The organism is Euzebya pacifica, from assembly GCF_003344865.1.
Taxonomy (GTDB): domain Bacteria; phylum Actinomycetota; class Nitriliruptoria; order Euzebyales; family Euzebyaceae; genus Euzebya; species Euzebya pacifica.
In genome coordinates, this window is record NZ_CP031165.1 from 3318218 (window position 1) to 3331981 (window position 13764).

The 13764-nt window shown below is 70.4% G+C and carries 12 protein-coding genes; 4 read left to right on the forward strand and 8 right to left on the reverse strand.

What is annotated here, in order from left to right:
- Nucleotides 1–20: 20 nt before the first annotated feature.
- The 5 genes from hisA to hisD are packed head-to-tail and all read right to left on the reverse strand — an operon-like array spanning nucleotide 21 to nucleotide 4414.
- A complete protein-coding gene (gene hisA, locus DVS28_RS29220; RefSeq protein ID WP_114592021.1) occupies nucleotides 21–746 on the reverse strand; it encodes a 1-(5-phosphoribosyl)-5-[(5-phosphoribosylamino)methylideneamino]imidazole-4-carboxamide isomerase in 726 nt (241 codons plus the stop codon).
- Nucleotides 746–1399, reverse strand: coding sequence for an imidazole glycerol phosphate synthase subunit HisH (hisH, locus tag DVS28_RS14130; RefSeq protein WP_216826036.1), 654 nt, complete (start codon nucleotides 1397–1399; stop codon nucleotides 746–748). Before hisH ends, hisA begins: the two co-directional genes overlap by 1 nt.
- Nucleotides 1399–1989, reverse strand: a complete 591-nt coding sequence (hisB, locus tag DVS28_RS14135) for an imidazoleglycerol-phosphate dehydratase HisB (protein WP_114592023.1) — start codon at nucleotides 1987–1989, stop codon at nucleotides 1399–1401. Before hisB ends, hisH begins: the two co-directional genes overlap by 1 nt.
- The gene (gene hisC, locus DVS28_RS14140) at nucleotides 1986–3068 is read right to left on the reverse strand and encodes a histidinol-phosphate transaminase (RefSeq protein ID WP_114592024.1); all 1083 of its coding nucleotides are present in this window, start codon (nucleotides 3066–3068) and stop codon (nucleotides 1986–1988) included. The genes hisB and hisC overlap by 4 nt, the downstream gene beginning before the upstream one ends.
- Entirely contained in the window at nucleotides 3065–4414 is a 1350-nt protein-coding gene (hisD, locus tag DVS28_RS14145) for a histidinol dehydrogenase (RefSeq protein WP_216826037.1), read from the reverse strand. Before hisD ends, hisC begins: the two co-directional genes overlap by 4 nt.
- Nucleotides 4415–4492: 78 nt before the next feature.
- Between hisD and DVS28_RS14150 the strand changes: the two genes are divergently transcribed.
- Both DVS28_RS14150 and DVS28_RS14155 read left to right on the forward strand, forming a co-directional pair.
- Complete coding sequence (locus DVS28_RS14150) at nucleotides 4493–5173, forward strand: LON peptidase substrate-binding domain-containing protein (RefSeq protein ID WP_164710535.1); 681 nt, start codon at nucleotides 4493–4495, stop codon at nucleotides 5171–5173.
- A gap of 4 nt (nucleotides 5174–5177) precedes the next feature.
- On the forward strand, nucleotides 5178–5768 hold the full coding sequence (locus tag DVS28_RS14155; RefSeq protein WP_281273474.1) for a DNA-3-methyladenine glycosylase I: 591 nt from the start codon (nucleotides 5178–5180) through the stop codon (nucleotides 5766–5768).
- Here the strand turns inward: DVS28_RS14155 and DVS28_RS14160 are convergent.
- Nucleotides 5765–6865: a sensor histidine kinase gene (locus DVS28_RS14160; RefSeq protein WP_114592028.1), complete on the reverse strand. Its 1101-nt coding sequence runs from the start codon at nucleotides 6863–6865 to the stop codon at nucleotides 5765–5767. The two genes, DVS28_RS14155 and DVS28_RS14160, sit on opposite strands and share 4 nt — an antisense overlap.
- A 418-nt stretch (nucleotides 6866–7283) precedes the next feature.
- On the opposite strand from DVS28_RS14160, the gene DVS28_RS14165 reads away from it, so the two are divergent.
- Nucleotides 7284–7508 carry a hypothetical protein gene (locus DVS28_RS14165; protein WP_114592029.1) on the forward strand — a complete coding sequence of 75 codons (225 nt, stop codon included), beginning with the start codon at nucleotides 7284–7286 and terminating at the stop codon, nucleotides 7506–7508.
- A gap of 192 nt (nucleotides 7509–7700) precedes the next feature.
- Entirely contained in the window at nucleotides 7701–8837 is a 1137-nt protein-coding gene (locus DVS28_RS14170; RefSeq protein ID WP_114592030.1) for a CBS domain-containing protein, read from the forward strand.
- A 6-nt stretch (nucleotides 8838–8843) separates the two neighbouring features.
- Here DVS28_RS14170 and dnaE read toward each other — a convergent pair whose 3' ends face one another.
- A complete protein-coding gene (gene dnaE / locus DVS28_RS14175; RefSeq protein WP_114592031.1) occupies nucleotides 8844–12341 on the reverse strand; it encodes a DNA polymerase III subunit alpha in 3498 nt (1165 codons plus the stop codon).
- A gap of 150 nt (nucleotides 12342–12491) precedes the next feature.
- Nucleotides 12492–13721 carry a trans-sulfuration enzyme family protein gene (locus DVS28_RS14180; protein ID WP_114594188.1) on the reverse strand — a complete coding sequence of 410 codons (1230 nt, stop codon included), beginning with the start codon at nucleotides 13719–13721 and terminating at the stop codon, nucleotides 12492–12494.
- Nucleotides 13722–13764 lie beyond the last annotated feature (43 nt).

A 13764-nucleotide genomic window follows, 5' to 3' on the forward strand; every position in this document is an offset into this window, starting at 1 on the left:
CGGGTCGGTCGGGCCGGCGGTCACGCCCGCGTCAGCTCCAGGGCCTCGGTCAGCGTGAAGCGGTCGGCGTACAGGGCCTTGCCCACGATGGCCGCGTCGACCCGCTCGTGGGCGGTGCTGAGCACCTTCAGGTCCTCCAGCGACGACACGCCTCCTGACGCGGTCACGCGGGCGGTGGTGGCCTCGGCCACCTCGACGAGGCGTTCGACGTTGGGGCCGGTCAGCATGCCGTCGCGGCCGATGTCGGTGAAGACGAACCGGGCGACCCCCATCTCGGTGAACATGGCAAGGGCATCGAAGAGGTCGCCGCCCTCGGTGACCCAGCCGCGGGCCTTGAGGGTCGTGCCGTCGGCGTCGAGGCCGATGGCGACCTTGTCCCCGTGGGCGTCCAGCGCCTGCCGGACGAACTCGGGCTGCTCCAGGGCCATCGTGCCGATGACCACGCGGGAGGCACCGAAGCCGATGGCGGCGTCGAGGTCGTCGATGGTCCGCACCCCGCCGGAGGCCTGCACGGGCACTCCCGTGGCCTCGACGATGTCGGCCACCAGGTGGCGGTTGCGCGGTTCACCGGTGAAGGCGGCGTCGAGGTCGACGACATGCAGCCACTCGGCACCCTCGTCGGCGAACCGCTTGGCGGCCGCGACCGGGTCGGCGTCGTAGACGGTCTCGGCATCGGCCTTGCCCTGGGTCAGGCGGACGGCGCGGCCGTCCTTGATGTCGACGGCCGGGAACAGGGTGAGGGGCATCAGGAAGGGACCTTCGTGGATCGGGCCGAGACCTCGTCGTGGAGGTTGGCCAGCAGCTGCCGGCCGACGTCGGCGGACTTCTCGGGGTGGAACTGGGTGCCGACGACGCTGCCCTCGCGGGCGATGGCCGGGAGGGGAACGCCGTAGGTGGACTCGGCGATGACGTGGTCGTGGTCGCTGGGGTCGGCGTAGAAGGAGTGCACGAAGTACACGCGCTCGCCGTCGATGCCGGCCAGCAGCGGGTCGTCCCTGCGGGCCTGCAGCACGTTCCAGCCCATGTGCGGGACGGCGACGGCAGTGCCGTCGGGGGTGACCGACGGGATGCGGCGCACCCAGCCGGGCAGGAAGCCGAAGCCGGGCACGCCCGGGTCCTCGTCGGAGCCCTCGTACATGATCTGCATGCCGACGCAGATGCCCAGCACCGGCTGCTCGGCGGCCACGCGGGCACGGATCAGCGGGGCGAACCCGGCGTCGTCGAAGCGGCGGACGCACTGGCCGAAGTGGCCCACGCCGGGCACGACGACGAGGTCGGCCTCGGCGGCCCGGTCGGCGTCGGCGGTCACGACGGTCTCGAAGCCGACGCGCTGCAACGACTTCTCCGCCGACCGCAGGTTGCCGGCCTCGTAGTCGAGGACGGCTGCGGTCACGGTCACTACTGCAGCACTCCCTTGGTGCTCGGGACCGCCGCGCCCGGGGCGGTGACGGCCACGGCGCGGCGCAGGGCCACGGCGAAGGACTTGAACACCGATTCGAAGACGTGGTGGGTGTTGCCGGTCTCCAGCAGCTTGACGTGCAGCGTCATCCGGGAGTTGGCGATGACCGCCTCGAAGAAGTGCTTGACCAGCGACGTCTCGAAGGTCCCGATGACCTCCAGCGGCACGGGGGCGTCCCACACCAGGTAGGGCCGTCCGGCGAGGTCGACGGCGGTGCGGGTCAGGCACTCGTCGATCGGCACGGTCGCGTCGCCGAAGCGTTCGACGCCCGCGCGGTCCCCCCAGGCCTCCGCGAGGGCCTGCCCCAGCGCGATGCCGACGTCCTCGACGGTGTGGTGGTCGTCGATCTCGGTGTCACCGTCGGCGCGCACGGTCAGGTCCAGCCGGCCGTGGCGACCGAGCTGGTCCAGCATGTGGTCGAAGAAGGGCACGCCCGTGGACACCTCGACCTTGCCCCCGCCGTCGAGGTCGACCTCGACGATGATGGTGGTCTCCTTGGTGGTTCGTTCGACGCGACCGATGCGGGTCATCGCAGGGACTCCTTGAGGGCAGAGAGGAAGCGGTCGTTCTCCTCGGGGGTACCGACGGTGACCCGCAGGCAGCCCTCGAGGCGAGGGAGGGTGGAGAAGTCGCGGACGAGCACGCCGCTGGCGAGCATGGCCTCGAAGACCTCGCGGGCGCGGTCGACCCGGAGCAGCAGGAAGTTGCCGGCCGACGGCCACACGGTGACGCCGTCGGTGGCCCGGAGGGCCGCCAGCAGCCGTTCGCGTTCGGTCACCAGGTCTGCGATGTGGGCGGTGACGTCCTCGGCCAGCTCCACCGCGATGCAACCGGCCGCCTGGGTGATGGCGTCCAGGTGGTAGGGCAGGCGGACCTTCAGCAGGTCCTGCACGACCCAGTCGTGGGCCAGCAGGTAGCCCAGCCGCAGGCCCGCCATCCGCCAGGCCTTGGAGAAGGTGCGGACGACGACGAGCCGGTCGAGCTCGTCGAGCAGGGCGCGCCCCTCCCCCGGATCGGGTGCGAGCTCCACGTAGGCCTCGTCGAGCACGACCAGGCCGTCGAAGCCGTCGTGCAGCGCGCGGACGGCGTCGGGGTCGACCGGGATGCCCGTCGGGTTGTTGGGCGAGGCCACGCAGACGATGGCGGGCCGGTGGGCCTCGACGGCGGCGCGGGCGGCCTCGGGGGTCAGCCGGAAGTCCTCGTCGAGGTCCTCGGTGACCACCGTGGTCCCGGTGACGCGCGCCAGCAGGGGATGCGCGGAGTAGCCGGGCCGGAACAACAGCAGGGTGCGGCCGGCCCCGGCGTAGGCGCCGAACAGCTGCACGTGGACCTCGTTGGACCCGTTGGCAGCCCAGACGCGGTCGGGGGCAAGGCCCTCGCGCTCGGCGAGCGCGGTCCGGAGCGCCACGGCGTCGCGATCGGGGTAACGGTGCAGGTCCAGGCCAGCGCTGATGCGGTCGGCCAGCGCCGCGGTGAACGCCGGCGGTGGCGCCCACGGGGTCTCGTTGGTGTTCAGCCTGACGGGCACGTCCAGCTGGGGGGCGCCGTACGGCGACAGGTCGGCGAGGTCGTCCCGGACGGCGGGGCGACGAGCGGCTCGGTCGGTCATCGTCGTGCGGACACCGCTGCGGCGTCCCTGGCGCGCTCCATCGCGGCCAGGCGAGCGTCCACGGAACGGACGTGGGCGGGCAGGCCCTCGGCAGCGCCGAGGGCGCGCACGACCGGTGCCATGTGGGTCAGGGCGTCGTCGGAGAACTCCACCCAGTTGATCGGCACCATGAAGTCGTCGGTGCGCAGTCCCCCGGTGAACCGGGCGGTCCCGCCGGTGGGGAGCGTATGGTTCGGACCGGCGCAGTAGTCCCCGAGGGCAGTCGGCGTCTGCACGCCGACGAAGATGGTGCCGGCCGCCCGGACCCGGTCGGCGACCCCTCGGGCGTCCCGGGTCTGGATCTCCAGGTGTTCGGGGGCGAAGTCGTCGGCGACGGCGATGGCGTGGTCGAGGTCGTCGACGAGGACGATCGCGCCCTGTCCCGACAGGGCTTCGAGCAGGCGGTCACGCGAGGCGAGGCCCTCGACCTCCTCCGCCACCAGCGGCACCACGGCGTCGGCCAGCGCGGCGGAGGGGGTCACCAGGATGGAGGTGACCAGCGGGTCGTGCTCGGCCTGGGCGATGAGGCTGGTGGCCACCAGTCGCGGGTCGGCGGAGTCGTCGGCGATGAGCATGACCTCCGTCACGCCCGCCATCGCGTCGATGCCAACCAGCCCCTGCGCGGCGACCTGCAGCTTGGCCTCGGCGACGAAGGCGTTGCCCGGACCGACGACCTTGTCGACCTTCGCCACCTGGTCGGTCCCGTAGGCCAGCGCCGCGACGGCCTGGGCCCCACCGATGCGCAGCACCTTGTCGGCACCGACGAGGGCGGCCGCGGCGAGGATGGTCTGGTTCGGTCGGCCGTCGGGACCGGGGGGCGTGGCGACGACGACCTCGTCGACGCCGGCCACGCGGGCAGGCACGACCGTCATCAGCACGGTGGAGGGATAGGCGGCCCGTCCACCGGGGACGTACACGCCGACACGCTTGAGGGGCGCGTGGCGCACCCCCATCTCCGCGCCGGCGTGGGTGCCGGCCCAGTCACGCGGCTTGGCCTGCTCGTGGAACCACTGGACCTGCTCGCGCGCCGTCTCCAGCGCCTCGCGGAGCGACGGGTCGATACCGGCCAGGGCCGCGTCGAGCTCGGCCTGCGGGACCTCCCACTCCGTACCGTCCCAACCATCGAAGCGGGCGGTGTACTCGGCAACGGCGCGGTCCCCGTGCTCGTGCACGGAGGCCAGCACCTCGGCCACGGTCTCGCGGGCCCTCCGCATGGTGTCAGCGGGTGGGCGCGGCAGGTCGGCACCGGGGTGGCGGCGGTCGCCGCGAAGGTCGATGCGTTGCAGGGAGGGGGCCTCGGGCTTCACCCAGCCAAGGGTAGAGGCGCGGGCACGGCCTGCCCAACGCGGAGCAGGATCGATGCAAGCCCATTAGTCTGGCGCCTCGTGGACCTCCCGATCTTCCCGCTCCATCTGGTGCTGTTTCCGGGCCGTCCGCTGCCGCTGCACCTGTTCGAGCCCCGCTACCTGTCGATGCTGCGTGACTGCCTCGACGGCGACCGCCGCTTCGGCGTGGTCGCGATCCGCTCGGGCCGCGAGGTCGGCAGCGACTGGTACACCGACGCCGACGGCAACGACGTGCAGGCGGACTCCGTGCTGCACCAGGTGGGCACGGTGACGGAGATCCGGACCGTCGCCGAACGGCCCGACGGTCGGTTCGACATCATCACCAAGGGGTCGGAACGCTTCAGGCTCGTGCAGCCGCTCAACGACCGGGCGTACCTGCGGGCCGATGTCGAGGTGCTGCCCGAGGACCGTGCCGCGACGCGGGACCGGATCGCGGCGGAGAACCTGCGGGACGTCCTGGTCCCGTACCTGCTGGGCCTCGGCGTACCCCGCGAGTACACCGACCGGCTGCCGGTCGACCCGTGCGAGCTGTCGTGGATGGCGTGCAGCGCGCTGCAGGTCGAGGTGCCCGTGCAGCAGCAGCTGCTGGAGCTGCCCACCCACGCCGAGCGCATGGATGCCACCGCCCGCATCATCCGACGGGAGACGGGCATCATCCGCCATCTCGGCATGGTCGGGTCCTTCCGTCCCGCCGGCCCCGGCGGCGCGCAGCTCAACTGACGTCGTGGCGGTCGACGCACACGACGACGTGATCGTCGACGAGGACGGCACCAGCCGCTGCTGGTGGCCCGGGACGCACGAGGGCTACGTCGCCTACCACGACACCGAGTGGGGGGAGGTCGTCCACGACGACGTCCGCCTGTTCGAGAAGCTGTGCCTGGAGGGGTTCCAGTCCGGACTCTCATGGCTGACGATCCTGCGGAAGCGGCCGCGGTTCCGCGAGGTGTTCGACGGCTTCGACCCGGTCGTCGTCGCCCGCTACGGCGAGGACGACATCGCCGGCCTGCTCGGTGACCCCGGCATCATCCGGCATCGCGGCAAGATCGAGGCCACCATCGCCAACGCACGTGCGACGCTGGACATCCAGGACCGCCACGGCAGCCTCGATGCCTTTGTCTGGGGCTTCGCCCCCGCCGACCCCCGACCCCGTCCGAGGAGCAGGGCCGACATCCCCGCCACGACCACGGAGTCGACGGCCCTGGCCAAGGCCCTCAAGGGGCAAGGGTTCCGTTTCGTCGGGCCGACCACCGCCTACGCGTTCATGCAGTCCATGGGCATGGTCAACGACCACCTGGCCGGCTGCGACTTCGGCTAGGCCACGACGGGCACGGTGACCCGGAAGGTCGATCCCTCGCCCAGCCCGGAGTCCACCTCGATGCGGCCGCCCAGCCGGCCAGCGGCCATGCGGGCCACGGCCAACCCGATCCCCTGACCTGCGTAGGCCTCTCGGGTGTGCAGGCGGGCGAACATGTCGAAGATGCGTTCGTGGTCGTTGGGCGCCACGCCGATGCCGCTGTCGATCACGTCCAGCGTCCATGACTCGGGCGCCGAACGGGCCTCGACGGTGACTTCGTGTGGACTGCCGTCCTGGCTGCCGTCCGCCCGGTAGCGCAGCGCGTTGTCGAGCAGGACCCTGACGACCTCGGTGACCAGGGTCCGGTCGGACCGCACCGTCGGGAGGTCCCCGATCGTCAGCTCGACCCCATCGGTGTCGAGGTCGACGAGTAGCTCCTCCACCACCGACGACAGTGACACCTCCGCCGTGGACACCTCGTGCCGGGACAGCACCGAGAAGGTCTGCAGGGCGTTGATCATCCGCCCAAGCCGCTCGGCGCCGTCGGTGACGAAGTCGAGGTAGGTGCGGGCCTGGTCCTCCAGCTGGTCGGCATGCCTCGTCACGAGCAGCCGGGAGAAGCCGGTGATGGCCCGCAGCGGTTCCTTCAGGTCGTGGGATGCCGTGTAGACGAATCGCTCCAGCTGATGGCTCGTGTGGGCAAGCGTGTCGGTCGTCCGAGCAAGCTCCAGGCGTTGCTGGCGCCCCTTGAGCACCCGCGCCAGCCGCAGGGCGACCTCTTCGACCGGGACGTCGGCTGGGGCGACGTCGGTCCAGGGCTCGACCAGCCCGGCAGGGGCGTCGGCCGCACCGATCACGAGCACCGCCGCACCGCCGGCCGCCTCGACCAGGTCCGTTGCGTCGACCTCGTCACCATCGACGACGATCGCGGCGGGACACGCCTCCGTCTCCAGCCGACGACGCAGCTCCTCCAGCGACAGCGAGGTCACCAGGGCACGACCCTCGACGAGGCCGCGCAACGTCGCGTCCCTGGCAGGGTCAGCCGCGCTAAGCCAGACCTCGAGCGGAGTTGTCCCGGGTCCGGGGTCGAGGTCGGGGTCGGTCGGATGTGCGCTCACAGAACCTCCTGAACAGGTCGAGCCGGAGCGTACCCGCCACCGCCCGCGTGAAATGTCGCCGAAAATGCTTGACACCGTCCGCCCACAGGTGGCAATCTCCGCCGGCTACAGCAACCCCGAGCACTGGAAAGGAGGCAGCCCGAATGCGTATCACTGTTCTCGACACCCCGATGTCGCTCGATACGGCCCACGTGACCGCGAGCAATCCGGCCGGATCGTCCACGCACCGTCCGGGCTGTCCCGCTGCGGCATAGGCCGCCCCCTTCCTCCTCCAGCTCCAACGACCCCCGTCCTGTCCGGGCGGGCTGTGCATCGTCGTTGTCGACGAGCCGTCACGACGGCTCGACCCACCACCGCTGTCCCGGTGGTGGCCCCTCGGCCCCGCTGCGGGCCATCGTGCTCGAAAGGTCCTGTTGTCATGCTGCCCCACATCAACGGTGAGGTCGCCCGGTTGCACCGCGAGGAACTCTCGCGTGCCGCTGCGCTGCGTCGCCAGCATCCCCCCAGTCGTCGGCCGGCCCGCCGGGCCGGCACCGAACGTCCCCTTCCCGTTCGCTCCGCCCGCGGGCTGCGCCAGGCCATCGGCCTGTCGCTGATCCGGCTGGGCATGCGGTTCGTCGACCCAGCCGCCCTGCTGCGGTGAGTGTGGCGCACCTCCCCAACGCCTCCGTGGCATGCCCCACGACCGTCACGGAGGCGCTTGGGGGCAACCCATGCCAACCCCAACGAGGGAGCGTTGAGGAGGGAGGGCCCTGCGGGACCGGGACCTTCGGCCCCTGACCGGCGGGCCCGCGCAGCGCACGATCGACACCTGCCGACATGGAGGTGATCGCCCGTGCGTCGCACACTCGCCGCGAGCCACGAGGTCTTCGGAGAACCCAAACGTTTCCGCGAGGCGTTGATGATGCGGACCGCCGAGCTGCTCCAGCAGGCGGCAGGTGACGAGGTCACCCAACCCGACGGCGACGGCAGCGTGCTGATGACGCTGCGCAGCCGCCAAGCCGGGGTCGAGGTCCACAAGCGTGTCCGGGTCAGCATCGACCAGGCCGAGGAGACCGATGACGTCCTGCGGATCCCGTTGCGTTGGGAGGCCGATCCCGCCCCGCACCTGTTCCCCACCTTCGAAGGGGTGGTCGAGCTGCTGTCCCTGGGCAACGGTCGCGCCGAGCTGTCGCTCGTCGGCTACTACCAGCCGCCGCTCGGCCCCGTCGGCGACGCGGTGAACACCTACCTCAGCGACACCGCCAGGGCGTCGGCCATCAGGCTGGTCCGACACCTTGCCCGCGAGCTCGTCGAGGACGTCTACCACCTCGACCGACCGCTCCAGTCCGACGCCACCCGCGTCGCGCTGACGGTCCGGGACGTCATGAGCTCCGAGCTCGTCGTCGTGTCGGAGGACGAATCCCTCCGCGACGCCGCCGGTGTCCTGCTTGCTGCGGGCCATGGCGGTGTGCCGGTGGTCGACGATCGCAACCAAGTGATCGGCGTCCTGTCCGAGCGTGACCTGCTGGACCGTGTGGCCGACGAACGGCTCGGCCTCGGCCCGGCTGCGCATCGGGCGTGGAAGCGCTGGACGGCACGCAACGCCGGCGAGGCCTGCAGCCGGCCGGCGATCACGACCGAGGCCGACAGCAGCGTCCGGCAGGCCGCCACGCTCATGGCCACCCGTGACGTCGCACGCCTGGTCGTGATGGACGGCGCACGGGTCGTCGGCATCGTCACCCGGTCCGACATGCTGGGCGTCCTCGTCCGGGACGACGACGAGATCGCCGATGCGGTCGCCGCCGTCCTCGCCGATCGCGGGGAGGACGGCGTGCACCACACCGTCGAGGACGGACGCGTCCACCTGACCGGCACGGTGAAGCTGCGCAGCCGGGTCACCCCTGTCTGCCGCGACGTGGAACGGTGCGACGGCGTGCTGCTGGTCGATGGGTCCCAGCTGGGCTGGGCCACCGACGACGTCACACCGTGAGCACCCTCACCTGACGGCTTCGGCGCCGAGCAACATCTTCAGCTCGGCGAACAGGCCGGGGCTGCGAGTCACCGCGAGGCTCTCGGGCACCACCAGCTCGGTGACCCGGGGGCCCCCGTTGGCCACGGTGAGCATGACCGGGACGGCGCCCGCGTGTTCCACCAGGACCCCCTTGAGGCGGCCGATCAGCTCGGGCGCACACTGACGCGGGTCGAGCTTCAGCTGGATCGGCGCGCCGGTGGCCTCCGACAGGTCGGGCCGCGAGACGCGGTCGGCGATCACCTGCATGCTGTCGCGGCCGTCGTCGAGCCGTCCCTGGACGACGAGGATCTCGTCCTCGACCAGCAGGTCGGCGTAGGTCTGGTAACACGACGGGAAGAACATGACCTCGATCCCGCCGGCCAGGTCCTCGACGGTCCCGACGACGTAGGTCTCGCCCTTCTTGGTGAACTTCTTGGTCACCGACGTCAGCAGGCCGGCGATGGTGGCCTCCGCCCCGCCCTTGGCCTCCTGCAGTGACGGGATCGGCGCCGACGCCAGGTCGAACAACGCACGTTCGAGGCCGAGCAGCGGGTGGTCGGAGACGTAGAGGCCGAGCATCTCGCGTTCGGCGTTGAGCTTCTCCTTGCGGTCGTACTCCATCTCGGGGATGTCGACGGTCACGCTGTTGTCGGCGTCGTCGGACCCGCCACCGAGTCCGCCGAAGAGGTCGTACTGCCCCTCCTCCTCCTTGCGCTTGATCGTCAGGGCGTTGTCGATGATCGGCTCGACGACCATCTGCAGGCCCTTGCGGGTGTGGCCCAGGGACTCGAACCCGCCGGCCTTGACCAACGACTCGATGGTGCGCTTGTTCAGCACCCCGATCGGAACCTTGTCCACGAAGTCGTGGAAGTCGGTGAACAACCCGTTGCTGTTGCGAGCCCGGATGATCTCCGACACGACGGCCTCGCCGACGTTGCGGACCGCCGACATGCCGAACCGGATCTGTCGCGGGCGGGTCTTGTTGCCGTCCTCGTCGACGCCGATGACCGGTGCGAAGTTGATCATGGAGTCGTTGATGTCCGGGACGAGGACCTCCACGCCCATGGTGCGGCAGCTGTGCAGCGCGGTGGGCAGCTTGTCCTTGTTGTTCTTCACGCTGGTCAGCAGCGCGGCCATGTACTCCACGGGGTAGTGGGCCTTCAGCCACGCCGTCTGGTAGGTCACCATGCCGTACGCGGCGGAGTGGGACTTGTTGAACGCGTAGGACGCGAAGCCCTCGATCTGTGCCCACAGATCGACACCGAGCTTCTTGTCGTAGCCCGACGCGACGGTGCCGTCCACGAAGTCGCCCTTCAGGGCGTCCATCTTGTCCTTGAGCTTCTTTCCGATGGCCTTCCGGATCATGTCGGCCTGACCGAGGGTGAACCCGGCGATCTTCTGGGCGATCTTCTGCACCTGCTCCTGGTAGATCAGCAGGCCGTAGGACTCCTCGAGGATCTCGGTGACGTCCTCGTGGATGTAGGTGACCTTCGCCAGGCCGTTCTTGCGGTTGGCGTACTCGGTGTGCAGGTTGGCGCTCATCGGCCCCGGCCGGTACAGCGCACCGAGGGCGGTGATGTCCTCGAAGCGGTCGGGCTTCATCAGGCGGCACAGCGCCTTGTAGCCCGAGGACTCCAGCTGGAAGACCCCGTCGGTGTCCCCGGAGCTGATCAGCGCGTAGGTCTTCTCGTCGTCCAGCGGCAGGTGGTCGATGTCGACGGTCTCGCCGGTGGTCGCCTCGATGTGCTCCAGCGCGTCGGAGATGATCGTGAGGTTGCGCAGCCCCAGGAAGTCCATCTTGAGCAGGCCGAGGTCCTCGACCTGGCGCCCGTCGTACTGGGTGACGACTTCGCCGTTGCCGTCGACCTGCAGGGTCGGGACGATGTCGGTGATCGGCTCGTCGGCGATGACCACCCCGGCGGCGTGGATGGAGTGCTGGCGACGCAGGCCCTCCAGGCCCTTGGCCAGCGCGATCACCTTGCGACCGTCGGGGTCCTTGGTGGCGGCGTCCTTCAGCTCGCCGGACTGCTCGAGCGCATCGTCGAGCGGGGCCTCCTTGCCCTGGACGGCGGGCGGGAACATCTTGCAGAGCCGGTCGCCGAAGGAGTACGGCAGTCCCAGCACACGGGTGGCGTCCTTGATCGCCTGCTTGGCCTTGATCGTCTGGAACGTCACGATCTGCGCGACGTGGTCCTGGCCGTACTTGTCGGCGGTGTAGCGGATCATCTCCACGCGCCTGCGCTCGTCGAAGTCCATGTCGATGTCGGGCATGGAGATGCGCTCGGGGTTGAGGAACCGCTCGAACAGCAGGCCGTGGTGGATCGGGTCGAGGTCGGTGATCCCGGTCACGTAGGACACCGCGCAGCCCGCCGCAGACCCACGGCCGGGCCCGACGCGGATCCCGACGTTGCGGGCGTGCTCGATCATGTCGGCCACGATCAGGAAGTAGGCCGAGAACCCCATCTGCTCGATGACGCCGAGCTCGTACTCCAGGCGCTGGCGGACCTCGTCGCGCAGCCCGTCGTAGGAGGTGGAGTTGTCCTCCGCGCCGTAGCGACGGACCGCACCGACCCGCACCTTCTCGCGCAGCAGGCTCTTCTCGTCGTGCCCGGGCGGGCACGGGAACTTCGGCAGGTGCATGGTGTCGAAGTCGAACTCGACGTTGCACCGTTCGGCGATGAGCAGGGTGTTCTTCCACGTCTCGGGGTGGTCGGGGAACAGCGACTGCATCTGCTCGGCCGGCTTGACGTAGAACTGGTCGTTGTGGAACTTGAACCGGTCGGTGTCGGCCTTCAGTGACTGGGTCTGGACGCAGAGCAACGCGTCGTGGGCGTCGTAGTCGGCCTGCTCGGTGTAGTGGCTGTCGTTGGTGACGACCAACCCGACGTCGAGCTTGCCGGCGAGGTCGATCAGGTGCCCGTTGGTGGCGTGCTGCTCGGGGATGTCGTGGTCCTGCAGCTCCACGAAGTACCGGTCGCCGAACACCTCCTTGTACCAACCGATGGTGTCGCGGGCGTCGTCGCGCTTGTCGGCCAGCAGCTTCTGGTTGACCTCGCCACCGAGGCAGCCCGACAGCACGATGAGTCCCTCGCTGTGCTCCTCCAGCAGCTCGCGGTCGACACGCGGCTTGTACCAGTACCCCTCGGTGTAGGCGCGGGAGGACAGCTTCATCAGGTTGCGGTAGCCGACCTGGTTCTCGGCGATGACGGTGAGGTGGTAGTACCGCTTGCCCTCCAGCGTCAGCTCGGTGGTGTTGTGGCGCGGCCCGGGGGCCAGGTACAGCTCGCAGCCGATCAGGGGGTTGACCCCGTGCTTCTTGCCGGCCCGGTGGAAGTCGATGGCCCCGAACATGACGCCGTGGTCGGTCATCGCGCAGGCCGACATGCCCATCTGGGCGACCTTCTCCATCAGCTGGTTGACCCGGCTGGCGCCGTCGAGCATCGAGTACTCGGTGTGGACGTGGAGATGTGCGAAGTCGCCCATGTGCGCAAAGACCTTCCCGCGGGTGGTTGTCCCCCTCGAACGGCGCGACGAGGGTCCGCGAATTACACGGATGGAGTTCGTGGGGGAAGCGCTTCGGACGGTACCCGTCCGGGCCGGGGTGGACAAGGGCGAACCCGTGCCCTCCCCGGGTCACGAGGAGACGGTCTCCAGCGGTCGGTCGACGGGCGCGGAGACCTGCAGGGCACGGGTCAGGTCTCGCCACAGGTCATCGGGGTGCTCGATGCCGACCGACACGCGCAGGAGGTCCTCGCCGATGCCGTGTTCGTCACGCGCGTCCGCGGCCACGACCCGGTGGGTCAGGCCCGCCGGGTGCTGGATCAGCGTGTCGACCGACCCGAGGCTGACCGCCGGCGTGATCAGCTCGACGGCCGCAACGATCCGGGCCGCCCGGGCATGTCCGCCCCGGACGCGGAACGCGATCATCTGGCCGGGACCGGCCATCTGCCGCGGGATCAGGCCCAGCGGATCCTGACCGGGGAGGGAGGGATGGCGGACGTCGACCACGTCGGGGTGCAGGGCGAGCCGCTGCGCGAGGGCACACGCGCTGTCCTGGGCGGCGTGGACACGCAGGGCGAGGGTCGGCAGCCCGCGGTGCAGCAGCCATGCCGCCTGCGGGTCCAGCAGGGCGCCGGTGAGGATGCGGACCTGGCGCAACGGCTGGGCGAGGGCCTCGCTGCAGGCCACCACTCCCCCGGTGACGTCGCCGTGGCCACCCAGCGCCTTGGTCGCGGAGTGGATCGCGTAGGCGGCGCCGTGGTCCAGCGGGTTCTGCAGGACGGGCGTGGCGAAGGTGTTGTCCACCGCGACGGGCACGGTGCCCGCCTGCGCCACGACGTCGGCGATGTCGACGGTCGCGAGGGTCGGGTTGGCCGGCGTCTCCAGCAGGACCAGCCCGGTGTCGGGACGGATGGCCCCGGCGACGTCCTCGGGTCGGGCCCACGTCACGCTGCCACCGAGCAGCCCGGTCGCCAGCAGGTGGTCGGTGCCGCCGTAGATCGGGCGGACGGCGACGACATGGTCCCCGCCTCCCAGGCGAGCAGCCATGACGGTGGCGGTGATGGCGGCCATGCCCGAGGAGAACGCAACCGCGGTGTCGGCGTGCTCGAGCCCGGCAACGGCGTCCTCCCAGCGGGCGACCGTCGGGTTGTGCAGCCGCTGGTAGACGGGGTTCTCCGCGATCCGTGCGCCGCCCGCGAGCTGGTCGAGCGAGGCGGTGCCCCCATCGAGGCTGGTCAGCGGGTACGTGGTGCTGCGGTCCAACGGCGGGGTGTGGACTCCCAGGGACCGCAGCTGATCGCGGCCCGCGTGCACGGTGCGGGTCAGGACATGGTCGACGGCATCAGGTTCGGCGTGGCTCATGATCTCCATGATCCTGTGCGACCCCACCCGTCGTCCATCGAAT

Coding starts and splice junctions, on each gene's coding strand:
- hisC (WP_114592024.1), bottom strand. CDS start 3,068: ATGACCGACCGAGCCGCTCGTCGCCCCGCCGTCCGGGACGACCTCGCC.
- DVS28_RS14165 (WP_114592029.1), top strand. CDS start 7,284: ATGCTGCCCCACATCAACGGTGAGGTCGCCCGGTTGCACCGCGAGGAA.
- DVS28_RS14180 (WP_114594188.1), bottom strand. CDS start 13,721: ATGAGCCACGCCGAACCTGATGCCGTCGACCATGTCCTGACCCGCACC.
- dnaE (WP_114592031.1), bottom strand. CDS start 12,341: ATGGGCGACTTCGCACATCTCCACGTCCACACCGAGTACTCGATGCTC.
- hisA (WP_114592021.1), bottom strand. CDS start 746: ATGCCCCTCACCCTGTTCCCGGCCGTCGACATCAAGGACGGCCGCGCC.
- hisB (WP_114592023.1), bottom strand. CDS start 1,989: ATGACCCGCATCGGTCGCGTCGAACGAACCACCAAGGAGACCACCATC.